The sequence below is a fragment of the Gordonia mangrovi genome, from assembly GCF_024734075.1.
GTDB classification, from domain to species: Bacteria; Actinomycetota; Actinomycetes; order Mycobacteriales; family Mycobacteriaceae; genus Gordonia; species Gordonia mangrovi.
On the sequence record NZ_CP102850.1, the window covers coordinates 4,184,547 to 4,208,010 of the forward strand.

Annotated in this window: 23 protein-coding genes; 10 read left to right on the top strand and 13 right to left on the bottom strand. The window is 67.6% G+C overall.

What is annotated here, in order from left to right:
• The first annotated feature begins 45 nt into the window (after nt 1-45).
• Nucleotides 46-1,533, top strand: a complete 1,488-nt coding sequence (locus NWF22_RS19030; RefSeq protein WP_160903229.1) for a gamma-aminobutyraldehyde dehydrogenase — start codon at nt 46-48, stop codon at nt 1,531-1,533.
• 15 nt (nt 1,534-1,548) lie between these two features.
• Here NWF22_RS19030 and NWF22_RS19035 read toward each other — a convergent pair whose 3' ends face one another.
• The 5 genes from NWF22_RS19035 to sdhC all read right to left on the bottom strand — a co-directional run bounded on the left by NWF22_RS19035 (nt 1,549) and on the right by sdhC (nt 5,552).
• Complete coding sequence (locus tag NWF22_RS19035; RefSeq protein ID WP_160903230.1) at nt 1,549-1,998, bottom strand: hypothetical protein; 450 nt, start codon at nt 1,996-1,998, stop codon at nt 1,549-1,551.
• Between the two features lie 118 nt (nt 1,999-2,116).
• The gene (locus NWF22_RS19040) at nt 2,117-2,905 is read right to left on the bottom strand and encodes a succinate dehydrogenase iron-sulfur subunit (RefSeq protein ID WP_160903231.1); all 789 of its coding nucleotides are present in this window, start codon (nt 2,903-2,905) and stop codon (nt 2,117-2,119) included.
• A complete protein-coding gene (gene sdhA / locus NWF22_RS19045) occupies nt 2,905-4,659 on the bottom strand; it encodes a succinate dehydrogenase flavoprotein subunit (RefSeq protein WP_160903232.1) in 1,755 nt (584 codons plus the stop codon). Before sdhA ends, NWF22_RS19040 begins: the two co-directional genes overlap by 1 nt.
• Nucleotides 4,660-4,675: 16 nt before the next feature.
• Nucleotides 4,676-5,134: a succinate dehydrogenase hydrophobic membrane anchor subunit gene (locus tag NWF22_RS19050; protein ID WP_160903233.1), complete on the bottom strand. Its 459-nt coding sequence runs from the start codon at nt 5,132-5,134 to the stop codon at nt 4,676-4,678.
• A gap of 10 nt (nt 5,135-5,144) precedes the next feature.
• Nucleotides 5,145-5,552, bottom strand: a complete 408-nt coding sequence (gene sdhC / locus NWF22_RS19055) for a succinate dehydrogenase, cytochrome b556 subunit (RefSeq protein WP_160903234.1) — start codon at nt 5,550-5,552, stop codon at nt 5,145-5,147.
• 224 nt (nt 5,553-5,776) lie between these two features.
• Between sdhC and NWF22_RS19060 the strand changes: the two genes are divergently transcribed.
• The 3 genes from NWF22_RS19060 to NWF22_RS19070 are packed head-to-tail and all read left to right on the top strand — an operon-like array spanning nt 5,777 to nt 8,681.
• Nucleotides 5,777-6,178 (top strand): cytidine deaminase, encoded by a 402-nt coding sequence (locus tag NWF22_RS19060; protein ID WP_160903235.1) that lies wholly within the window; start codon nt 5,777-5,779, stop codon nt 6,176-6,178.
• Nucleotides 6,175-7,524 carry a thymidine phosphorylase gene (locus NWF22_RS19065; RefSeq protein WP_160903236.1) on the top strand — a complete coding sequence of 450 codons (1,350 nt, stop codon included), beginning with the start codon at nt 6,175-6,177 and terminating at the stop codon, nt 7,522-7,524. Before NWF22_RS19060 ends, NWF22_RS19065 begins: the two co-directional genes overlap by 4 nt.
• Complete coding sequence (locus NWF22_RS19070; RefSeq protein ID WP_160903237.1) at nt 7,521-8,681, top strand: adenosine deaminase; 1,161 nt, start codon at nt 7,521-7,523, stop codon at nt 8,679-8,681. Before NWF22_RS19065 ends, NWF22_RS19070 begins: the two co-directional genes overlap by 4 nt.
• A gap of 74 nt (nt 8,682-8,755) precedes the next feature.
• Here NWF22_RS19070 and NWF22_RS19075 read toward each other — a convergent pair whose 3' ends face one another.
• The 3 genes from NWF22_RS19075 to NWF22_RS19085 form a co-directional block, all read right to left on the bottom strand.
• Nucleotides 8,756-10,063, bottom strand: coding sequence for a SatS C-terminal domain-containing protein (locus NWF22_RS19075; protein ID WP_160903238.1), 1,308 nt, complete (start codon nt 10,061-10,063; stop codon nt 8,756-8,758).
• Between the two features lie 84 nt (nt 10,064-10,147).
• Complete coding sequence (locus tag NWF22_RS19080; RefSeq protein WP_160903239.1) at nt 10,148-11,080, bottom strand: C40 family peptidase; 933 nt, start codon at nt 11,078-11,080, stop codon at nt 10,148-10,150.
• Nucleotides 11,080-11,433: a type VII secretion target gene (locus NWF22_RS19085; RefSeq protein WP_160903240.1), complete on the bottom strand. Its 354-nt coding sequence runs from the start codon at nt 11,431-11,433 to the stop codon at nt 11,080-11,082. Before NWF22_RS19085 ends, NWF22_RS19080 begins: the two co-directional genes overlap by 1 nt.
• 69 nt (nt 11,434-11,502) lie before the next feature.
• On the opposite strand from NWF22_RS19085, the gene upp reads away from it, so the two are divergent.
• Complete coding sequence (upp, locus tag NWF22_RS19090) at nt 11,503-12,126, top strand: uracil phosphoribosyltransferase (RefSeq protein ID WP_202398778.1); 624 nt, start codon at nt 11,503-11,505, stop codon at nt 12,124-12,126.
• A gap of 34 nt (nt 12,127-12,160) precedes the next feature.
• On the opposite strand, the gene NWF22_RS19095 is transcribed toward upp, so the two are convergent.
• From NWF22_RS19095 to NWF22_RS19105, 3 genes are read right to left on the bottom strand one after another with little or no spacing between them, the layout of a single operon-like run.
• A complete protein-coding gene (locus NWF22_RS19095; RefSeq protein WP_160903242.1) occupies nt 12,161-12,985 on the bottom strand; it encodes an ABC transporter ATP-binding protein in 825 nt (274 codons plus the stop codon).
• A complete protein-coding gene (locus NWF22_RS19100; protein WP_160903243.1) occupies nt 12,982-14,610 on the bottom strand; it encodes a phospho-sugar mutase in 1,629 nt (542 codons plus the stop codon). Before NWF22_RS19100 ends, NWF22_RS19095 begins: the two co-directional genes overlap by 4 nt.
• Nucleotides 14,611-14,641: 31 nt before the next feature.
• Complete coding sequence (locus NWF22_RS19105; RefSeq protein ID WP_160903244.1) at nt 14,642-15,445, bottom strand: purine-nucleoside phosphorylase; 804 nt, start codon at nt 15,443-15,445, stop codon at nt 14,642-14,644.
• 36 nt (nt 15,446-15,481) lie between these two features.
• On the opposite strand from NWF22_RS19105, the gene NWF22_RS19110 reads away from it, so the two are divergent.
• On the top strand, nt 15,482-16,180 hold the full coding sequence (locus tag NWF22_RS19110) for an enoyl-CoA hydratase/isomerase family protein (protein WP_160903245.1): 699 nt from the start codon (nt 15,482-15,484) through the stop codon (nt 16,178-16,180).
• A gap of 9 nt (nt 16,181-16,189) precedes the next feature.
• The gene (locus NWF22_RS19115) at nt 16,190-17,383 is read left to right on the top strand and encodes an amidohydrolase (RefSeq protein WP_160903246.1); all 1,194 of its coding nucleotides are present in this window, start codon (nt 16,190-16,192) and stop codon (nt 17,381-17,383) included.
• Between the two features lie 28 nt (nt 17,384-17,411).
• Here NWF22_RS19115 and NWF22_RS19120 read toward each other — a convergent pair whose 3' ends face one another.
• Entirely contained in the window at nt 17,412-17,894 is a 483-nt protein-coding gene (locus tag NWF22_RS19120; protein WP_160903247.1) for a gamma-glutamylcyclotransferase family protein, read from the bottom strand.
• Between the two features lie 215 nt (nt 17,895-18,109).
• On the opposite strand from NWF22_RS19120, the gene NWF22_RS19125 reads away from it, so the two are divergent.
• The gene (locus NWF22_RS19125) at nt 18,110-19,513 is read left to right on the top strand and encodes an NAD(P)H-quinone dehydrogenase (RefSeq protein WP_160903248.1); all 1,404 of its coding nucleotides are present in this window, start codon (nt 18,110-18,112) and stop codon (nt 19,511-19,513) included.
• Between the two features lie 75 nt (nt 19,514-19,588).
• On the opposite strand, the gene glpK is transcribed toward NWF22_RS19125, so the two are convergent.
• Nucleotides 19,589-21,037, bottom strand: a complete 1,449-nt coding sequence (gene glpK, locus NWF22_RS19130; protein ID WP_233751461.1) for a glycerol kinase GlpK — start codon at nt 21,035-21,037, stop codon at nt 19,589-19,591.
• Nucleotides 21,038-21,151: 114 nt separating this feature from the next.
• Here glpK and NWF22_RS19135 point away from each other — a divergent pair, with 114 nt between their 5' ends.
• Entirely contained in the window at nt 21,152-22,894 is a 1,743-nt protein-coding gene (locus NWF22_RS19135) for a glycerol-3-phosphate dehydrogenase/oxidase (RefSeq protein ID WP_160903250.1), read from the top strand.
• A gap of 93 nt (nt 22,895-22,987) precedes the next feature.
• Nucleotides 22,988-23,410, top strand: a complete 423-nt coding sequence (locus NWF22_RS19140) for a pyridoxamine 5'-phosphate oxidase family protein (protein ID WP_160903402.1) — start codon at nt 22,988-22,990, stop codon at nt 23,408-23,410.
• The last annotated feature ends 54 nt before the right edge of the window (nt 23,411-23,464 follow it).

The window sequence follows — 23,464 nt, forward strand, 5'->3', positions numbered from 1 at the left end:
TTTCTCGACGCGCGACTTCGTCGATGTCTGGATAGTCTGAGGCGCATGCGCACTCCGGCGGACATGCCCACCGCGTGGATCGACGGCGCCGCCCATCGTGGCGACGGGCCCAGCCGCACGGTGTGCAACCCGGCGACCGGTGGTCCGGTGGCAGCGGTCGCACTCGCCGGATCGGGCGACGTGCAGATCGCGATCGCATCGGCACGCGCGGCGCAGTCGGAATGGGGTGGCGCGGCTCCCGCGGAGCGTTCGGAGGTCATGCGGGCCTTCGCCGATCTGCTGCGCACCCACAGCGACGAGTTGGCGGCGCAGGAGGTGGCCCAGACCGGGCGCACCATCCGGCTGGCCACCGAGTTCGACGTGCCCGGCAGCATCGACAACGTCGACTTCTTTGCCGGCGTGGCGCGCAACCTGGACGGCAAGGCCAGCGCTGAGTATTCCGGCGACCACACCTCGTCGATCCGTCGCGAGCCGGTGGGTGTCGTCGGCTCGATCGCGCCGTGGAACTACCCGCTGCAGATGGCGGCGTGGAAGGTGTTGCCGGCCATCGCCGCCGGCTGCACGGTGGTGCTGAAACCGGCCGAGATCACGCCAATGACCACGCTGACGATGGCGCGACTCGCCACCGAGGCCGGATTGCCCGACGGCGTGTTCAACGTGCTCGTCGGCACGGGTGCCGACGTGGGCGCGGTCCTGGCCGGCCATCCGGGGCTCGACCTGGTGACGTTCACCGGATCGACGGCGGTCGGCCGGACCGTGATGGCGCAGGCCGCGCGCAACGGCACGCGGGTTCAGCTCGAGTTGGGCGGCAAGGCGCCGTTCGTCGTCTTCGACGATGCCGATCTCACCGCGGCGATCCACGGTGCGGTCGCCGGTTCGTTGATCAATGCGGGTCAGGACTGTACTGCCGCTACCCGCGCGATCGTCGCCGCCGACCTCCACGACGACTTCGTCGCCGGCGTCGCGGAACTGATGGAGAAACTCGTCGTCGGCGACCCGACGGATCCGGCCACCGATATGGGGTCGCTGAGCTCGCGGGCGCACCGCGCCACGGTGGCCGGGATGGTCGATCGAGCGGTGGCCGACGGTGCGCGTCTGGTGACCGGTGGGCGCGTGCCCGAGGGGCCGGGCGCCTTCTATCCGCCGACCCTGCTCGCCGACGTATCGGAATCGGCCGAGGTCTACCGTGACGAGGTGTTCGGGCCGGTGCTGACCGTCAATTCCTTCACCGACGACGCCGATGCGATCCGGCGGGCCAACGACACCGTCTACGGACTCGCGGCCTCGGCCTGGACGCGGGATGTGTACCGCGCCCAGCGCGCCGCGCGACAGATCCGCGCGGGTTGCGTGTGGATCAACGATCACATCCCGATCGTGAGCGAGATGCCACACGGTGGGGTCGGTGCATCCGGTTTCGGCAAGGACATGTCGACCTATTCCCTCGACGAGTACCTGGCCGTCAAGCACGTGATGAGCGACATCACCGCAATTGCCCAGAAGCCCTGGCACCGAACGGTGTTCGCCAATCCGTGAGCTGGTTCATGGACCCTACCGGCAGGACGCGGTGGCATAGCGTTGTCCGCGTACCGTCTTCTCTCGGACTTTGACCGTGTTCACCCAGACGGTGCACCGGGCGAACGCGCCGGCTGACTGGAAGACGGTGTCCACCTTCTGATTCCGTGCCCTGCTGGTGTACACCAGAGATGCGGACCAGGTCTTGGACGTCGGGTGATAGCGGTCGAGCGGGACACGGGTCTGGCTGCGCAGCCGGTTGTGGCCGTCGTACCAGGACACCCCACTGTTGATCTTCCGGTCCGAGGTCAGGACCACGGTGATCCGGTCGCCATCGCCCGGATGGCGCGGGGATGCCAGAGCATACGGCGACCCGGCGGTGGTGATTGCCAGCGCGACGATCAGACCGATGGCGGCGACGAGAGCGCGGGTGGTCAGCGCGTCGACGGCGAGAACATGGATGCGGCTCATGATGGTTGGACGCATCAGATGGGCGACCGGTTCCACCACGCGACGATGCCCCTCCGCGAACAATCGGGGAGGGGCATCGTCGGGGCTGCAGAGCGAAGATCTGCCGATGGCGGCCGCTCCGGCCGCCGCACTGTCAGCGCGAGAACATCAACGCGCGCTTGACCTCCTGGATGGCCTGGGTGACCTGGATGCCACGCGGGCAGGACTCGGTGCAGTTGAAGGTGGTGCGGCAGCGCCACACCCCGTCGACATCGTTGAGGATGTCGAGGCGCTCGACGGCGCCCTCGTCGCGGCTGTCGAAGATGAATCGGTGGGCGTTGACGATGGCGGCGGGCCCGAAGTAGCTTCCCTCGGTCCAGAACACCGGGCAACTCGTGGTGCAGCAGGCGCACAGGATGCACTTGGTGGTGTCGTCGAACCGCGCGCGATCGTGCTGGCTCTGGATGCGTTCGCGTGTCGGCTCATTGCCCGAGGTGATGAGGAACGGCTTGATCGCGCGGTAGGCGTCGAAGAACGGTTCCATGTTCACCACGAGGTCCTTCTCGACCGGCAGGCCCTTGATGGGCTCGACGGTGATGGTGAGTTCCTTGGACTTGTCCTTCGGCAGCATGTCCTTCATCAGCAGCTTGCAGGCCAGCCGGTTCACGCCGTTGATCCGCATCGCATCAGAACCGCAGACGCCGTGGGCACAGCTGCGACGGAAGGTGAGGGTGCCGTCGAGGTATCCCTTCACGTACAGCAGCAGATTCAGCAGCCGGTCGGTCGGCAGCGCCGGCACCCGGAAGCTCTCGAAACCCTGGGCATCCGGGTTCTCCGGATTGAACCGGTAAATCTTCAACGTGACCATGGTGGCCTCGTCGGGCACCGGGGGCAGCGGCGGCTCGTCGGCGGACGGGGTGGGATTTTCCATGATCGCTGTCATCAGTACTTACGCTCCATCGGCTCGTAGCGGGTCTGCACGACGGGCTTGTAGTCCAGCTCGATGTCCGCGAGAAGGCCCTCGCCCTTCTTGTACGCCATCGTGTGGCGCATGTAGTTGGTGTCGTCGCGATCCGGGTAGTCCTCGCGGGCGTGACCGCCGCGGGACTCCTTGCGATTGAGCGCACCGACCACGGTGACCTCGGCCATCTCCAGCAGGAAGCCGAGCTCGATCGCCTCGAGCAGGTCGCTGTTGAAGCGCTTGCCCTTGTCGTGGACGCGGATCTGGTTGTAGCGCTCCTTGAGTGCGTGCACGTCGGTCAGCGCCTGCTTGAGCGTTTCCTCGGTGCGGAACACCGAGGCGTTGTTGTCCATCGTCGCCTGCAGCTCGGTGCGGATGTCGGCGACGCGTTCGTGTCCGCGCTCGCTGAGCAGCACCTCGAGCCAGTCGTCGACCATCTTGGTCGGTGTCTCGGGCAGCTCGACGAAGTCGGCTGAGGTCGCGTAGTCGGCCGCGGCGATGCCGGCCCGGCGTCCGAAGACGTTGATGTCGAGCAGCGAGTTGGTGCCCAGGCGGTTGGCGCCGTGTACCGACACGCAGGCGCATTCGCCGGCCGCGTAGAGGCCGTGCACCACGGTGTCGTTGTCGCGCAGCACCTGGCCGTCGATGTTGGTGGGGATGCCGCCCATTACGTAGTGACACGTCGGGTACACCGGCACGTACTCGGTGACCGGGTCGACACCGAGGTAGGTGCGGGCGAATTCGGTGATGTCGGGCAGCTTCTCGTTGAGCACGTCCTCACCGAGGTGGGTTACGTCGATGTAGACGTAGTCCTTGTTCGGGCCGGCGCCACGACCTTCGAGAACCTCGAGAACCATCGACCGGGCGACGATGTCGCGGGGCGCGAGATCCTTGATGGTGGGGGCATAACGCTCCATGAAGCGTTCGCCGTCGGCGTTGCGGAGGATGCCGCCCTCACCGCGGACGGCTTCCGAGATCAGGATGCCGAGTCCGGCCAGGCCGGTCGGGTGGAACTGGTGGAACTCCATGTCTTCGAGCGGCAGGCCCTTGCGGAAGACGATCCCCATGCCGTCACCGGTGAGCGTGTGGGCATTGGAGGTGGTCTTGTACATGCGACCGGAGCCGCCGGTGGCGAAGACGATCGACTTGGCGTGGAACACGTGGATCTCGCCGGTGGCCAACTCGTAGGCGACCACACCGTTGGCGACCATCTCGCCGTCCTCGTTCTCGCCGAGGCTGATGTCGAGGGCATAGAACTCGTTGAAGAATTCCACGTCGTGCTTGACGCAGTTCTGATACAGCGTCTGCAGGATCATGTGGCCGGTGCGGTCGGCGGCGTAGCAGGCGCGCCGCACCGGTGATTTGCCGTGGTCACGCGTGTGCCCGCCGAAGCGGCGCTGATCGATCTTGCCCTCGGGTGTGCGGTTGAACGGCAGCCCCATCTTCTCCAGATCGAGAACCGCGTCGATGGCCTCCTTGGCCATCACCTCGACGGCGTCCTGGTCGGCGAGGTAGTCGCCGCCCTTGACGGTGTCGAAGGTGTGCCACTCCCAGTTGTCTTCCTCGACGTTGGCCAGCGCGGCGCACATGCCGCCCTGGGCGGCACCGGTGTGGCTGCGGGTGGGGTAGAGCTTGGTCAGCACCGCGGTCCGCGCTCGGGGAGCGGCTTCGATGGCGGCGCGCATGCCGGCCCCGCCGGCACCCACGATGACTACGTCGTAGCGATGTTCCTGCATGTGTTCGTCAGTCTCCTCAGCCGACGCTGTTCACGTCGAAGGTCAGCAGTGCATAGGTGCCCAGCACCAGCACCAGGATCATCGAGATGCCCAGCAGGACGTTCAGCCAGAACCGGGTGGAGTCCTTGCGCGAGTAGTCGGCGATGACGGTGCGCACACCATTGCCGCCGTGCAGCTGCGCCAGCCACAGCATGGTGAGGTCCCAGACCTGCCAGAAGGGCTCCTTCCAGCGGGCGGCCACGAACGATGCGTCGATGCGATGCACACCGTCGTCCCAAGCGAGCATGATGAACATGTGACCGATGGTCAGGATGATCAGCGCGAGGCCGGAGAAGCGCATGAACAGCCATGCGTACTTCTCGAAGTTGCCGCCCCGGCGGGCCCGCGGCGAGCGCGGGTTGTCCAGGCTGGCCGGACGATCGTATTCGGTGCCCAGGGTCTTGGCGGCACCCGGAGTTGCTTGCGATGCAGTCATCAGGTGCCTCCTAGAACGAGTGGGTGATCAGGATCTGCAGCAGACGGATCGCACCCGCGCCGAAGACGATGACGAACAGGGTGAGGATGACCCAGAGCATCTGCCGCTGGTACTTCGGCCCCTTGGCCCAGAAGTCCACCAGGATGATCCGCACGCCATTGAGCGCGTGATACAGCACGCAGCCGACGAGAGCGATCTCCATCAGGCCGATGATCGGCGTCTTGTACGTCTCGATGATCTCGGAGTACTTGTTGGGATCGATGCGGATCACCGCGGTGTCCAGGACGTGGACAAAGAGGAAGAAGAAGATGGTGACACCGGTGATGCGGTGCAACACCCACGACCACATACCTGGGTCGCCTCGATACAGGGAGCGTTTGCGCACCGGCTCTGGTGCTACCTCGGTCGGGGTGCTCATCGCGAAATTGGCCTCCAACAGCGTCGATGGATGTGCCGAGTCGGCATTATCAGGCTCGGCCGTGGACCCATGCAAGAGACTCTAAACCTATGCTGAGGCCGGGCGTGAATTGCCCGAACAGATCTGGGCGACAACTGATCTCGAATTAGGTATGCCTTACCAAGGTTATCTGCCGTATCTGGGGTCACATCCTGCTCGCCCGTACCGATTGTGAGGAGCCTGTCATGACTGCCGACGTGGACTGGAATCTGTTGCGGGACAACGCTCGAAGCATGATCGAACGGGCCTATGCGCCCTACTCGGGCTTCCCGGTCGGTGCCGCCGGTCTGACGGCGGACGGACGGGTGGTGGTCGGCTGCAATGTGGAAAATGTCTCATATGGGCTCGGTATCTGCGCCGAGGTCGCTCTGATCGCCCACCTGATCGGGTCCGGTGGGCAACGGCTCACCGCGGTCTCGGTGTGTGATGCCCGCGCGGCGATATTGATGCCGTGCGGTCGGTGCCGTCAGGTCCTGCTCGAACACGGTGGCGCGGAACTCGCGGTGGATCACCCGGACGGGGCGAAACGGCTCGCGGACCTGCTGCCGGATGCATTCGGGCCCGAGGATCTGGAGGCCGGACGATGAGTCACGACGTCGGAACGAGCGACCAGGTCGAGGAGGCGGCCGTGATCGACGCGATCTCGGTCATCCGGACCAAACGCGATGGCGGCGAGTTGTCCGACGCCCAGATCGACTGGGTCATCGACCGCTACGCCCACGAGCACGGCAACGTGGCCGACGAGCAGATGTCGGCACTGTTGATGGCGATCCTGATCCGGGGGATGTCGCGCCGCGAGATCGCCCGCTGGACCCACGCGATGGTCGACAGCGGCCGCCGGATGGACTTCTCCGGGCTGCGCCGCGGGGGCCGCCCGTTGGTCACCGTCGACAAACACTCCACCGGCGGAGTCGGGGACAAGATCACGTTGCCGCTGGCACCCCTGGTGGCGTCCTACGGCGTGGCCGTCCCCCAGCTGTCCGGACGTGGGCTCGGCCACACGGGCGGCACGCTGGACAAGCTGGAGTCCGTCGCCGGGTGGCGTGCCGACATCGGACCGGACGAGATGGTCGAGCAGCTCGAGCGTGTCGGCGCCGTGATCTGCGCGGCGGGCCGCGACCTTGCGCCCGCCGACCGCAAGCTCTATGCGCTGCGCGACGTCACGGGCACGGTCGAGTCGATTCCGCTGCTGGCGAGTTCGATCATGTCGAAGAAGATCGCCGAAGGCACCGGTGCGCTGATCCTCGACGTGAAGTTCGGCAGTGGCGCGTTTCTCAAGACCGAGGATCTCAGCCGGGAGCTCGCCGAGACGATGGTGGAACTCGGCGAGTCGGCGGGAGTGATCACCCGCGCGCTGCTGACCGACATGAACACACCTCTTGGGCGGACGGCGGGCAATGCGCTGGAAGTGGCCGAGTCGGTGGAGGTGCTCGCCGGTGGCGGCCCGGATGACGTGGTGGAGCTGACGCTGGCGCTGGCCCGGGAGATGCTCGACGCTGCCGGACTCGGCCACGTGGATCCCGCGGACAATCTCTGCAACGGCAAGGCCATGGACACGTGGCGGGCGATGGTGTCGGCCCAGGGGGGCGATCCCGAGGCGCCGCTCCCAGTGGCTGCCCACACCGACACCGTGGTGGCCGAGGAGTCGGGCGTCATCGTCGGACTCGATGCGTGGGATGTCGGTATCGCCGCCTGGCGTCTGGGCGCCGGACGCGCGGTGCCCGGTGCCGCAGTCCAGGCCGAGGCCGGCGTCCGCATCCACGCGAAGCCCGGGGATCGGGTGCGGCGTGGTGACCCCCTGTTCACCCTGCACACCCAGACCGCCGAACGATTCGCGACGGCGCGTGCGGCACTGCGCACGGCCATCACGCTGGGCGACGCGCCGGGCATCCGCCCACCGCTGATCGTCGATCGCGTTACCGTCGGTGCATGACGACCGCCGATGTGACCGGTTCGGCCGGGCCCGCCGACGCGGGGCCGGGTCGGCCGCTGGATCTGCCCAACATCACGCTGGCGCCCAAGGTCCTGTTGCACGATCATCTGGACGGCGGACTGCGCCCGAGTACCGTGCTCGAGCTGGCCCACGAGACCGGGTACGCCGACCTGCCCGCCGACGACCCGGACGAACTCGCGGATTGGTTTCGCGATGCGGCCGACAGCGGCTCCCTGGAGCGCTATCTGGAAACCTTCGCCCACACCGTCGCCGTGATGCAGACGCCGGCGGCGCTGGCCCGGGTGGCTCGCGAGTGTGTCGAGGATCTGGCCGCCGACGGCGTGGTGTATGCCGAGGTGCGGTACGCGCCCGAACAGCACCTCGAACAGGGCCTCACCCTGGACGAGGTCGTCGAGGCGGTGCTCGAGGGATTCGCGCAGGGGCAGCGCGACGCGGCCGAGGCCGGACGGCCGATCATCGTGCGATGTCTGGTCACCGCCATGCGCCATGCGGCCCGGTCACGCGAGATCGCCGAATTGGCGGTGCGTTTCCGGGACGCCGGCGTGGTGGGCTTCGACATCGCCGGCGCCGAGGCGGGCAATCCGCCGACGCGGCACCTGGACGCCTTCGAGTTCATGCGGGCCAACAACGCGCACTTCACCATTCACGCCGGTGAGGCATTCGGTCTGCCGTCGATACACGAGGCGATCGCGTTCTGCGGTACCGACCGGCTCGGACACGGGGTGCGGGTCATCGACGACATCACGCTGCCCACCGGTGCGGACCTCACCGCCGAGAGCTTTACGGGTGCCGAACTGGGGCAGGTGGCGAACATCGTGCGGGACAAGCGCATCCCCCTGGAGTTGTGTCCCAGTTCGAACGTGCAGACCGGCGCCGTCGCATCGATGGCCGATCATCCGTTCAACGTGCTCGCCCGCCTTCGCTTTCGGGTGACCGTGAACACCGACAACCGGCTGATGAGCGACACCACTATGAGCAAGGAGTTCCTCCGACTCTCCGAGCAGTTCGGTTACGGCTGGGCCGATTTCGAGCGGTTCACGGTCAACGCGATGAAGTCGGCGTTCATCCATTTCGACGAGCGGCTGGCGCTGATCGACGACGTGATCAAGCCGGGGTACGCGGTGCTGTTGGGGTGATGGTCATCAGGTGACGCTCGCGGGTGTGCTCCTCTGGGGGCAGGGGAGGGGCTCGAGCCGTGCCTCGCGGTCGCTCAGCCCTTCTTGACCAGGCGGCCCTCGAAGTCGTGCACCAGCGCACGCCATGCCTCGGACTCGTTGTCGAATGGCGGGCTCGGCGCCATGCGCTTCGGGTCGGGGTTGATCGCGTAGTCCACGAACCATCCCAGCGGGGTGGTGGAGCCGAGGGCTTCGCTCACCGAGTCGTCGTCGGCGTAGTCGGCTGCGTCGCTCAGCAGTTCCACCGCGAGGTCGAGTTGGTTGCGGTCCATCCGCCGAGGCCCGTCGGAGATGTCGTCGGCGAGGCCGGGTAACACATAGACGTTGTCGTCGATGACGTCGAACTCCAGGGACCCGTCGGTGGCCTGAGCCCGCACGTTGTCGAACGTCGACAGATCGGAGAGGTCGTGGTCATCGGAGTCGGCGAGGAAGCGGATCAGCGATCGCGGCGAGGTGAACACGAAGATCTTGCCGTTCGCGCCGAGGAACACCGGGTCATCGCCGAGATAGCAACGCAGCGATAGATATTCGTCGGCATCGGTGACGATCCGGATCGGATCGATGCCGACACCCGCCCAGAAGTCGTCCTGGTCGACCTCGTCGTCGATCTCGTCGTCGGCGCTGTCCTCGTCGTCGGCGTCGTCGGATTCCTCGTCGGATTCCTCACTCGAGTCGTCGTCGTTGTCGCCGGACTCGACGAGGTCGAGCTCATCGTCGGCGGGTTCGTCCTCGTCCTCGGCGGAGGCGGCCGCCTCGAGTTCGGCTTCGGCGGTCTCCACCGCCGCGGCGTCGACCTTGGGGGTCGTGATCACGTAGTCGATGGCGTCGATGACGTCATCCCAGTGTTTGGCGATGAGCCGGCCGATGCGTACCCACAGATCCACGCCCTCGCGGCCCTCGAAGTTGCGGGTACCGGTGGTCACCGCACCGAGGATCGGGTTGCCGTTGAAGAACTTGGTGATGACGGTGAGTTCGCACACCTCGCCCAGGATGCGGACGATCTCGAGTGAATCCTCCAGTTCGGCGATGACCTCGGGGTTGGGGTCCTCGGCGGCCAGTTCCGGCACACCGACGAGGTCGTAGGTGTTTCGGTCGTCGGGAACGAGTTCGTCGGCCTGCAGGCCCGCGACGGTCTCCCACGCCGGATGGTCGACGAGGTCGTTGTCGTCGTCGGTCCGGATGAAGGCGGCCAGTTCGGCGACACCGGGGAATCCGTAGAGGTCCTCGTCGAGCCCGAGGAAGGCCTCCCACTCGTCGTCACCCTCACGCCACCGGGGTGCCCAGAGGGTGTAACTGTTTCCGTTTGTGAGTCCGAGCTCGATGGGGACGATGTCTCCGGCCATGAGGACACAGCGTAGCGATCGGACCTGTGAACTCGGGTGGCGCCCCCGCATCATCTCGGTGAACGTGGGTCCATCGGCGGCCGCTCACCGGGGACGAAAGAACCCCTGGAAGCCCTGGCCGGCGTTCGTGGTGCGCAGCGGTGATGTCTGGACCGGGTCTCCGGCCTCGACGAGTTGGTTGTTGCCCACGTACATCGCGACATGTCCGTCCCACACGGCCAGGTCACCGGGCTGGAGTTCGGACTGACTGACCGCGATGCCGGCCGTGTCCTGATCCTGGGCCAGGCGGGGCAGTTCGACGCCGGCCTGCCGATAGGCCCACTGGGTGAAGCCGCTGCAGTCGAATCCGTCCGGGGTGGTGCCGCCCCACACGTACGGCACACCGCGCTGGCTCAGCGCCGCCCGCACCGCCTTCGCCGCTCGGTCGTTCGGTGCGTGCGCGATCGATCCGTCCGGCAGTCGGATGGCCACACCATCGCCGCCCCCGACAGGCATTGCAGACAGCGCGGCGGGGGCCTCGGTCCGGCCGATCGCCACCATCGAGTCGGTGTCCGACCGCAGGTCGGCCTGCGTGCGCGCGACGATCTGCATGCCGCGCTGGATGTGGTCGAGGGCCACCGGCAGGATCATCGCGATGCCCTGCGGACTGAACAGTGCGGGTCCGAGCGCTGCGGCCAGCGTGTGGAAGGAGTCGATCAACGCATTCAGCTGGTCGGCGGCGACCTTGACCTTGGCGCCGGCCTGCTCGATCAGGGCGGCGATCTCTGCGCTGTCGTCGGCGGTATCGACCATCGTCCGGTGGTTGCGGCCGGCCGCGGCGACGGCGCCGTCGCCACCCGTGCCGACCCAGTCCGGGGCGACCCTGGCGGTCGAGGCAGCCGACTCGCTGCGTATGCGGTCGAGCGAGCCGACGGAGGTGCGCAGCCGATCGGCGGGATTGTCGGGTGGCAGGACTCCCGTGCCGAGGGCGGTGATCAGGATCCGCAGCGGTTCGATGACGATGTCGATGGTCAGCATCAGAGATACAGCCCCTCGTCGTGGTGCCCGGTGTGATGCGCCCGGCCGGTGGGTGGTCGCGACAGTCGTCGACCGGACCGCACGTCGGCAGAGCCGTACGCGGTCGCGGCGTTGTCCGTGATGCGACCCTGGTCGTCGTGCCGCGTTGCGAGCGTGTCGAGCCGACGCGCCCGGGCGTCGAGGGTGTAGCCGGCCGCGACGAGGAAATCGGCGCCGATGACGCCGAAGGTGTCGGTGAGGTCGCCCACCTCACCGCGCTGGGCGTCGGCGTGCGCTCGAACCACATCGGCGGCGGTGCGCCGGCCACGGGCATACTCGGCCAACGAGGAATTCTGGACGGTGACGTCGGTCATGTTTCTTTGACGCGCGGCCGGGGCGTTCGGTTCCACCCATGCCCGGGATACCGCATTAGGGTGATCGGCATGGAGGTACAGATCGTCGACCATCCGCTGGCGGCCGCCCGACTGACCACGATGCGCGACAAGAACACCGACAACGCGGCCTTCCGCGGGGCACTGTCGGACCTGACCCAGATGCTCGTGTACGAAGCGCTGGCCGGCGCCCCGACCGCCACGGTGCCGATCGAGACGCCGTTGACCGCCTGCGACGGCTCGCGGCTCGCGACTCCGCCGCTGCTCGTGCCGGTGTTGCGTGCCGGTCTCGGCATGGTGGAGCAGGCGCACGCGATGGTGCCCGAGGCCCACGTCGGCTTCGTCGGGGTGGCCCGTGACGAGACCACCGCGCAACCGGTGCCGTATCTGGAATCCCTGCCCGACGATCTGTCCGGGCTTCCGGTGTTCGTGCTCGATCCGATGCTCGCCACGGGTGGCTCGATGCTGCACACCATCGAACTCCTGGTGGCGCGCAAGGCCAGCGACATCACCGCGGTGTGCGTGGTGGCGGCACCGGAAGGGGTGGACGCGCTCGAGACATCGGGCCACCCGGTGCGTCTGGTGGTCGCGGCGGTCGACGAGGGGCTCAACGACGTCGCCTACATCGTGCCCGGCCTCGGCGATGCCGGGGACCGGCAGTTCGGTCCGCGCTGACGCCTGCGACGGACCGGGGGTCCTGATGTGTCGCTCAGGCGGCGACGGCCGCCCACCGGCCGGCGGCGCGGCGCACCACCACGTCGTGTTCGAAGCAGGTGCTGATGGTCGTCGAGGTCAAGGCCTCGTCGACGGGGCCGGCGGCGACCACCTCCCCGTCCCGCAGGAGCATTGCGTGACTTGTGCTGGCCGGCAGATCCTCGAGGTGATGGGTGACCAGCACGCTGGCCAGCCCCGGCACCTCGGAACGGAGCTGATCGATCCCGGTGAGCAGCTTCTCCCGTGCCGCGAGGTCGAGACCGGTGGCGGGCTCGTCGAGCAAGAGCAGTGCTGGGCGGGGCATCAGTGCCCGCGCGATGAGGGTCCGTCCACGCTCGCCGTGACTCATCACCGGCCACCGCGATTCGCGCCGGGCGGACATGCCGAGGAGGTCGAGGAGTTCGTCGGCGTGGCGATGCTCGCCGGCCGTGTAGTCGTGTCGACGGTCGAGTTCGGGCGTGTTGGTCAGCCCGGTGAGCACCACCTCGTGGGCGGTGAGCGGTATGTCGATCCGCCAGCGCGGATCGACATGGCCGATGTGGGTGCGCAGTTCCCGCATGTCCACCCGGCCGAGCCGCCGGCCCAGGACGTCGACGGTGCCCGAGGTCGGGTGGCCGCGCGCGCCCAGGATCGTCATCAGCGTGGACTTGCCCGCCCCGTTGGGTCCGAGCAACGCCCAGTGTTCGCCGTGGGCCACGTGCAGGCTCACATCGTGCAGTAGCGGGCGCCCGCTGCGGATCACGTCGATGTGCGCGGCGTCGAGGAGGGAGTCGGGAGAGGGCACCACACCACCGTAGCCAGCGGCCGGGATGTGGCTCATCGCGGGAGATCGGCGATGACCTCGGCGGCCAGTGCGTGCAGTCGCGCCGACGTGGCGGCCACCCCGGACCCACCAGGTCCGGACTCATCCGGCCCGGCGACCACCTCGAGGTAGTACTTGAGTTTCGGTTCGGTGCCCGACGGTCGGGCCATGACCCGCACGGAAACCGCGGAATCGGCTGCCGCCCCGGACAATGCGACCGCATTGGTTCGTAGCTCGTCATCTCGGGACACGAAATCGTCTGCGGTGACGGCGATCCCGGCGAGAGTCGCCGGCGGATTCGCGCGCAGACCCGACATGATGTCGGTGATTCGATCCAGGTCGCTGACCCGGATCGAGTGTTGGGTCGTCACATGCACCCCGTGGTCGACGAACAGTTCCCGCAGCGCTGCGGCGAGGTCGGAACCGGCACGCACGCGATGGTGGGTCAGCAGCGCCGCGACCACCGATGCACTGATCCCGTCCTTGTCGCGGACGGCGACCGGATCGACGCAGTGACCGATGGCCTCCTCGTATGCGTACAGCAGCGGTTCACCCGCGCGGACAAGCCATTTGAATCCGGTCAGGGTGGTCACATACCGTGCACCCGCGGCGCCGGCCACCGCACGCAACAGCGACCCGGAGACGATGGTGCCCGCCACGACCGGTGTGTCCAGATCGGTGCTGCCGAGCAGATACCTGCCGAGCAGGGCGCCGGTCTCGTCGCCGGTGAGCATCCGCCAGGTGCCGTCGACACGGGCGCCGACTGCGCACCGGTCGGCGTCGGGGTCCAGGGCGATGGCGAGGTCGGCGTCGATATCCGCGGCGAGCGCGAGGAGTCGATCGGATGCGCCGGGTTCCTCGGGGTTGGGGAAGCGAACGGTGGGGAAATCCGGGTCCGGGGCGAACTGGTCGGCGACCACGTGCACATCGGCGAAACCGGCTCGGCGCAGCGCGGTGAGTGCATGAGCGCCACCCACGCCGTGCATCGGCGTGAGCGCGATGCGGACCGGCGATGCGGACGCCCGGCCGAATCTCGTCGTCAGTCGGGCCAGATAGCGCTCGGTGTTGGCGGCCGAGCGAGGATCATCCGCCGACACGGCGCGTCGTGGCACGGTGTCGGCCGGTGCCGCGGTGGCGATGAGTCGCTCGATTTCGGTGTCTCCCGGCGGGATGAGCTGGGCGCCACCGGCCACATAGACCTTGTAGCCGTTGTCGGCCGGCGGATTGTGTGACGCGGTCACGGCGACCGCCGCCTGCGCACCCAGATCGCGGCAGGCGAACGCGATGAGTGGGGTGGGGCTGGTGCCCGGCAGCCGGACGACATCGAACCCCTGGGCGGCCAGCACTTCGGCGCAGGCCTCGGCGAACTCGGCCGACCCGTGCCGGGCGTCGCGGCCCACCACGACGGTTGCCCCGGCGTGGCCGGCGTCGATGAGCCAGTGCCCGAGTGCGGATGTGGTGCGTACGACCACCGCGACATTCATCCCGGATGGGCCGGCGCGCACCGGTCCACGTAGGCCGGCGGTACCGAAATGCAGTGTGTGGGAGAACCGTTCGGTCAGTTGCTCCGGTGTCAGCGCACGCAGTTCGGCGCGGGTGCGCGGATCCGGGTCGGCCGCGATCCAATCCTGCGGATCGGGCACCGACCGAGGTTCCGGCGCAGACACGGCGACGTCAGAGCTCGGCGATGATCGACGCCAGCAGCTCGCCCATCCGGGTGGCCGAGGCACGTCCCACCTCGAGCACCTCGGCGTGGCTGAGCGGTTCGCCGGTGATACCCGCGGCCAGGTTGGTCACCAGCGACATACCCAGGACCTGCAGTCCGGCGGCGCGCGCCGCGATCGTCTCGTGCACGGTCGACATGCCGACGAGGTCGGCGCCGAGAGTGCGCAACATCCGGATTTCCGCAGGCGTCTCGTAGTGCGGACCGGGCAGTCCGGCGTACACGCCCTCTGCCAGTGACGCGTCGGTTCGTCGGGCGATCTCACGCAACCGCGGCGCGTAGGCGTCCACCAGGTCCACGAACTGCGCGCCGGCCAGCGGTGAACGGGCGGTCAGGTTGAGGTGATCGGCGATGAGGACCGGTTGTCCGACCGACATGTCGTCGCGCAATCCGCCGGCCGCATTGGTCAACACGATGGTGCGCGCGCCTGCTGCCGCCGCAGTGCGCACCGGATGGACCACGCGGGCCAGGTCATGTCCCTCGTAGGCGTGTATCCGGCCGAGCAGGATCATGACCCGGCGATCACCGAGATGTACCGAGTGCACCACGCCGCCGTGTCCGGCTGCACGTGGCGTGGTGAAACCGGGGATCGAGGCCATCGGCACACTCGCGATCGGACGCCCGAAGGCGTCGGCGGCGGGCGCCCAGCCCGAACCGAGGACCACCGCGACGTCATGGGCGGCGCAATCGGTCTCGGCGGCGATGGTCGCGGCCGCGGCGACCGCGGCCGCGTCGGCGTCGGCTGTGGGGTCCATGGACCCAACCCTAGTGCCCGACGATAAAGTCCCTACATGCCGTTTCTCAGTTCTGTAGGCGATGTCACCGAGCTCTATCTCGGTACCGAAGGCGTCGAACTCGACGAGTCGAACCCGGAGAACCGCTTCCGTCTCGACTGGCTGACGACGGTCGAGGAGGCTCTCGACGAGGTCGCCGCGGAACCGACCCGGCCGCTGGTCATCACCGCCACCGGCAAGTTCTTCACCAACGGACTCGACACCGACCACATCCTGGCCGCGCCCAAGGCGTTGCCCGAGTACCTCGATCGGGTGCACGCACTGTTCAGCAAGGTGCTCACGTTGCCGGTCCCGACCGTGGCCGCGATCAACGGTCACGCCTTCGGCGCGGGCGCAATGCTCGCGTTGTGCGCCGACTACCGGCTGATGCGCGCCGAGCGCGGGTTCTGGTCGCTGCCCGAGGTGGCGCTGGGCATGCCGTTTCCGCTGGGCATGAGTTCGCTGCTGCGCACCCGCCTCCCCGACCAGGTGGCGACCGAGGCGATGCTGACCGCGCGGCGCTATTCCGCAGCGGACGCCCACGCCGGTGGCATCGTCGAAGAAGCCGTCGGTATCGACTCGCTGCTCGCCCGCGCGCGCGAGGTGGCCGCCGAGCGGGCCCCGCTCGCGGGACCCAACCTCGGCGAGGTCAAACGGAACCTGCGTCAGCCGCTGATCGCCGACCTGCAGATCGCATACCCGAGGACCGTGCTGTGAGGACCGCAGATGGCCGTGAGTGAACGCGGAATCCGGCCGGCGGCACCGCGTGACGTGATCGATGCGTGGTGGGCCGCGCACCGCGACGATGTGGTGCGGTGGCGTCGGCAGATCCATGCGCATCCGGAGTTGTCGCGCCAAGAGGTGCACACCACCGAATTGGTGATGGCCGAGTTGACCGCGGTCGGACTGACGCCCCGTCGGCTGCCGCTGGGCACGGGCGTGGTCTGCGACATCGGCGGGGACGACCTACCGCGGATCGCGCTGCGTGCCGACATGGATGCGCTGCCGATCACCGAGCACACCGGACTGGCCTTCAGTTCGACGGTGGAGGGTGTGTCGCACGCGTGCGGCCACGACGCACACACCGCGATCCTGGTGGGGGTCGCCAAGCTGCTCGCCAGTGTCGACGACCTGCCGGTCGGGGTGCGGCTGATCTTCCAGGCGGCCGAGGAGGTCATGCCCGGCGGTGCGCTCGATGCGGTGGCGGCCGGGGTGATGACCGGAGTGGGCCGGATCTTCGCGCTGCATTGTGATCCGAAACTGCCGGTCGGCTCGGTGGGCCTGCGATCGGGGGCTCTGACGTCGGCGGCCGACCACATCGACCTGCAACTGCACTCTTCCGGTGGGCACACGTCACGGCCGCATCTGACCGGCGACCTGGTGTACGCGATGGGGACCGTGATCACCGGACTGCCGGGAATCCTGTCGCGACGCCTGGACCCGCGCTCGGGCACCGTGATGGTGTGGGGCGCGGCGAACGCGGGCAGCGCGCCCAACGCCATCCCACAGGAGGGACGGCTGCTGGGCACGGTGCGCACCGGCGACCACGACACCTGGGCGCAGCTCGAACCGCTCGTGCGCAGCGTGATCGGCGAACTGCTGGCGCCGCTCGGCGTGCGGTATGACCTGTCCTATTTCCGCGGAGTGCCGCCCGTGGTGAATGACGAGCAGTCGATCGCCGCGATGCGCGCGTCGGTGGCGCAGATCGGCCCGAGCGCGGTCGCCGACACCCCGCAGTCACCTGGCGGCGAGGACTTCTCCTGGTATCTCGAGCATGTGCCCGGCGCGATGGGGCGACTCGGTGTGTGGGACGGCATCAGCCCGCTCGTCGATCTACACCAACCCAACTTCGACCTCGATGAGCGCGCCCTGGAGATCGGGGTTCGCACATTGGCCGGCATCGCGCTCGGTGAGGTGTGAGCCCCCTGCGGTGTCGGGTGGCCGGGGTTCAGGGCTCGAGTGGTCCCGGACCGGGGCCCACGTTGCGCGACTCGCGTAGCCGGAGGTCCTGCACGTAGTCGGCCGGTGCGCCGGCGATCTCGGCGGCCTCCGCCATCACCCCCAGGTATCGGGCCGACGGCAGCCCGCCCTCGTAGGCGTCGAGGACGTAGAGCCAGGCCAGCACCGGGCCGTCGGCGGTGTCCACCCGAACGCGGATCTTCACATGGATCCCAAGCTCCGAACCCTCCCACCGGTCGAGGTTCTCCTCGTCTTCGGGGGTGACGTCGTAGAGCACGATGAAGACCTTGGCGTCGGGGTCGTCGCGGTCCTCGGTGACCGTCGCCAGCGAACCCTCCCAGCCGATGTCGCCGCCGCCGAACGTCAGCCGCCAGCCGTGCAGCCATCCGGTCCCCGCCATCGGGGAGTGCGGCGCTCGCTCGGCCATCTGCTCGGGGTGCATGTTGGAGCCGTAGGCTGCATAGATGGGCATTTAGGCCTTTGACCTGCACTTTCTCCGCGTGGCGGATGCCTGGGCGCTCCGCGCGATCATCGAAATCGTCTCAACTCCCGATTGATCGTATTACGCGGCCGACGTGGATACGTGCGCGAGATGTGACCTGCACCCGCACGGCGCGGGCGCAGTGGGCGGCCCGCGGGGGACATGCCCTAGGTTGGTAGGCGACCCGCGGCGAACAGGAGTGGCTTGTGACCAAGATCGTGATCATCGGCGGCGGACCCGCGGGGTACGAGGCGGCGCTGGCGGCCGCCGCATACGGTGCCGACATCACGGTGATCGATTCCGACGGCGTCGGCGGTGCCTGCGTGCTGTGGGACTGTGTTCCGTCGAAGACGTTCATCGCCTCGACCGGCATCCGGACCGAGGTCCGTCGTGCGGTCGACCTGGGCATCAAGCTGAGCACCGACGACGCGCTGGTCACCCTCCCGCAGATCCATCAGCGGGTGCGTGATCTGGCGTTCGCGCAATCCGCCGACATCCGGTCCCGACTGATCAGCGAGGGCGTGAACTTGGTCTCGGCGCGGGCCACACTGGAGGAACGTCAGATCGGTGTCTCCACCCATGGCGTCGTGGCCACCCTGCCCGACGGTTCCACCGAGCGCTACGAGGGTGATGTGGTGCTGGTGGCCACCGGGGCGTCGCCGCGGATTCTGCCCGACGCGCAGCCCGACGGGGAACGGATCCTCACCTGGCGCCAACTCTACGACCTCCACGAGCTTCCCGAACACCTCGTCGTCATCGGTTCCGGTGTGACCGGCGCCGAGTTCGTCCACGCGTACACCGAACTCGGTGTGCGGGTGACCCTGGTGTCCAGCCGTGACCGGGTGTTGCCCGGAGAGGACGAGGACGCGGCCCTCGTGCTGGAGGACGCCCTGGCCGAACGCGGCGTCGAACTGATCAAGCACGCCCGCGCCGACAAGGTCGAGCGCAACGGCGACTCGGTGACCGCGCACCTCGCCGACGGCCGCACGGTGACCGGCTCGCACGTGTTGATGACGGTCGGCTCCATCCCCAACACCACCGACCTGGGTCTCGACCGGGCCGGGGTGGAGGTGGACCGGAGTGGATACATCACCGTCGATCGCGTCTCGCGCACGTCGGTGCCCGGGGTCTATGCGGCGGGGGACTGCACCGGCCTGTTGCCGTTGGCGTCGGTGGCCGCGATGCAGGGCCGCATCGCCATGTACCACTCGCTGGGTGAGGGGGTCAGCCCGATCAAACTGAAAACCGTTGCGTCGGCGATTTTCACCCGACCCGAGATCGCCACCGTCGGCGTGTCGCAGCAGGCCATCGACAACGGCGACTATCCGGCGCGGACGGTGATGCTGCCGTTGGCCACTAACCCGCGCGCCAAGATGAGCGGGTTGCGGCGCGGTTTCGTGAAGATCTTCTGCCGCCCGGCGACCGGTGTGGTGATCGGAGGCGTGGTGGTAGCGCCCACCGCCTCCGAACTGATCCTGCCGCTGGCGCTGGCGGTACAGAACAAACTGACGGTGTCCGACCTGGCGCAGACCTTCTCGGTGTATCCGTCGTTGACCGGTTCGGTCACCGAGGCCGCACGCCAACTCGTCCGCCACGACGACCTCGACTGACCTCACCGCCACCTTCCGCGATTTTGTAGTACCAACCGGCGAAAAACCGCGCGTTCGTACTACGAGATCGAGGGATCAGGCGAGGTCGAGGGAGTGCTCGACTGCGCGGTTCCAACCGGCGTAGAGGCTGTCGCGGGTGGTGGCGGGCATCTGCGGTTCCCAGCGACGGTCCTCGGCCCAGTTCGCGCGGATCTCGTCCTCGGACTCCCAGTAGCCGACCGCGAGTCCGGCGGCGTAGGCGGCACCGAGCGCGGTCGTCTCGTTGACCACCGGCCGGACCACGGGGACGTCGAGGATGTCGGCCTGGAACTGCATCAACAGGTCGTTGACGACCATGCCGCCGTCGACTTTCAGCGTCGACAACTCGACACCCGAATCGGCCTGCATCGCCTCGATTACTTCACGGGTCTGGAAAGCGCTGGCCTCCAGCGCAGCTCGGGCAAGATGGCCCTTGTTCACGAACCTCGTCAGTCCGACGATGACCCCACGCGCGTCGGGCCGCCAGCGGGGTGCGAACAGCCCGGAGAAGGCGGGCACGAAGTAGGCGCCGCCGTTGTCGTCCACGGTGGTGGCCAGCGCCTCGATGTCGGCGGCGTGGGCGAACAGACCCAGGTTGTCGCGCAGCCACTGCACGAGTGATCCGGTCACCGCGATGGAACCCTCGAGCGCATATCGGGCCCGCTGGTCACCGATGCGGTAGCACACTGTCGTCAGCAGGCCGTGATCGCTGAACACGGGTTCGGTGCCGGTGTTGAGCAACAGGAAGTTGCCGGTGCCGTAGGTGTTCTTGGCCTCTCCCGGGCTCAGGCACGCCTGGCCGAAGGTGGCAGCCTGCTGATCGCCCAGAATGCCCGCCAGCCGAACTCCGGGTAGCGAACCGTGCTCGCGCAGTGGGCCGTAGACCTCCGACGAACTGCGGATCTCCGGCAGCAGCGCAGTCGGTACACCCATCTCGGCGCAGATCTGTTCATCCCACTGCAGTGAGCGCAGATCCATCAGCATGGTGCGCGACGCATTGGTGACGTCGGTGATGTGCAGCCCGCCGTCCCGCCCGCCGGTCATATTCCACGCGGTCCACGAATCCATTGTGCCGAAGCAGAGTTCACCTGCCTCGGCACGCGCACGCGCACCCTCGACGTGGTCGAGCAACCAGCGGATCTTGGGTCCGGCGAAGTACGTCGACAGCGGTAGCCCGGTGCGCTCCCGGTAACGGTCGGTGCCCTCGTCGCCGGCGAGCTCGCGGCACAGGTGGTTGGTGCGGGTGTCCTGCCAGACGATCGCGTTGTGGATCGGCTCGCCGGTCTCGCGGTCCCAGATGAGGGTCGTCTCACGTTGGTTGGTGAGGCCGCAGGTGGCGATGTCGTCGTGCTTGAGGTCGGCCGAGGCGAGCGCGGCCGCCATCACTCGCCGCGTGTTGCGCCAGATCTCGGCGGCATCGTGTTCGATCCATCCGGCCTGCGGAAAGATCTGTTCGTGTTCGATCTGCTCGCTGCTCACCACCCGGCCACCACGATCGAAGATCATCGCTCGGGTGGATGTGGTGCCCTGGTCGACGGCGGCGACGTACGTGTTTGCGCTACCCACGCGGTCAGTGTCGCACGCGGTGGCATCCGGTGAGATCAATTAGGCTGGGCAAGCATGAACACCGAGTTCAACCCGGACCGCCCCGCGGACATGGGACCGCTCTACCGCGCGGAGGCGTGGCGGCGGCTCGGGAGTGAACAGTTCGACATCGTGGTGATCGGCGGTGGGATCGTCGGGGTGGGTGCCGCGCTCGACGCGGCAACGCGTGGCCTACGTGTTGCACTGGTGGAGGCCCGTGACATCGCATCCGGTACGTCGAGTCGCTCCTCGAAGATGTTCCACGGCGGCCTCCGGTATCTCGAGCAACTCGAATTCGGGCTGGTCCGTGAGGCGTTGCGTGAGCGCGAACTGTCGTTGCGTCTACTCGCGCCGCACCTGGTGAAACCGCTGCCGTTCCTGTACCCGCTCACCCAGCGCGTCTGGGAGCGGCCATATGTCGCGGCCGGGCTGTTCCTCTATGACCGGATGGGTGGCGCGCAGTCCGTGCCCGGGCAGCATCACGTCACCCGCTCCGGCGCACTGCGGGTCGCGCCGGCACTCAAACGCAGCTCGTTGATCGGTGGAATCCGTTATCACGACACGGTTGTCGACGACGCCCGACACAGCCTCACGGTCGCCCGCACGGCCGCCAACTACGGTGCGGTCATCCGCACCTCCACGCAGGTGGTCGGGTTCCTACGCGAATCAGACCGGGTTCTCGGTGTGCGCGTGCGGGATTCGGAGAGCGGCGAGGTCACCGAGATCCGTGGGCACTGTGTGATCAACGCCGCCGGGGTGTGGACCGACGAGGTGCAGGCATTGTCCAAGCAGCGCGGCCATTTCCGGGTACGTGCGTCCAAAGGCGTGCACATCGTGGTGCCTCGGGACCGGATCGTCAGCGAGACCGCGATCATCCTGCGGACCGCGAACTCGGTGTTGTTCGTGATTCCCTGGGAGACGCACTGGATCATCGGCACCACCGACACCGATTGGAATCTCGACCTCGCGCATCCGGCGGCGACCCGAGCCGACATCGAGTACATCCTCGAGCGGGTCAACGAGGTGCTGGTGACCAAGCTCACCCACGACGACATCGAAGGTGTCTACGCGGGTCTGCGGCCGCTGCTGGCGGGCGAGGACGATCAGACCTCGAAGTTGTCGCGCGAGCACGCGGTGGCGACGGTGGCGCCGGGTCTGGTGTCCATCGCGGGCGGCAAGTACACGACGTATCGCGTGATGGCCGCCGACGCCGTGGACGCGTGTACCGATTTCATCCCGACCCGCGTGGCACCCTCGATCACCGAACGGGTCCCGCTGCTCGGTGCCGACGGGTACTTCGCCCTCATCAATCAGTGTGAACACCTGGGCCAACGATTCGGGTTGCATCCGTATCGAATTCGTCGCCTGCTCAATCGGTACGGCTCGTTGATCGACGACGTCCTCTACTATGCAGACGCCGACCCGTCGCTGCTGCGCCCGCTGGCCGCGGCGCCACAGTATCTGCGGGTGGAAGTGGTCTATGCCGCGATCGACGAGGCCGCGCTGCATCTCGAGGACGTGCTCGCCCGCCGCACGCGTATCGCGATCGAGTACCCACACCGCGGCGTCGACTGCGCCCAGGAGGTGGCCGAGCTGCTCGCGCCGATCCTCGGATGGACCCCGGAACATACGGCATTCGAAGTGGCCACCTACGTCGCGCGGGTCGAGGCCGAGGTCGCCTCACAGCGCCAGCCGGATGACGATTCCGCCGACGCGCTGCGCGCCGCGGCACCCGAAGCACGTCCGGAGATCCTGGAACCGGTTCCGGTGCCGGAGTGACCACGTGGTGACGGTCACCCGGGAGAGGGGACCTTTGACTCTGCCGGGCACCTTCCGGTGGTCGGAAAATGAAAAATGGCAGAAGGACAGGACATGGTCGACAATGCGGTGCAGGAACTCAGCGTCGAGGAAGCCTGGGAGTTACTCGGCAGTGCCGAACTCGGGCGGATCGCGTTGAGCGTCGATGGTCACCCCGACATCTACCCGGTGAACTACTTCGCCGGGGACGGGCGGATCACGCTACGGACCGGCGAGGGAACCAAACTCACCGAGATCGTGCTCAACGAGAACGTCGCCTTCGAGGCCGACGACCACAGCGAGCAAGACGCGTGGAGTGTCGTCGCCAAAGGCACAGCGCGGGTGCTTGTTTCGATGAGTGAGATCAACGCCGCCGACGAATTGCCGCTTCGTCCGTGGATTCCCACGATGAAGTACAACTACGTGGAGATCTCGGTTTCCGAGATCTCCGGTCGACGTTACCTGTTCGGTCCCGAGCCGGAACGGTACCCGGTCTGATTCGGGGGCGGGTATCGCCTCGTTTCGGGCTGCCGTCGCGACACTTCTTGTCTC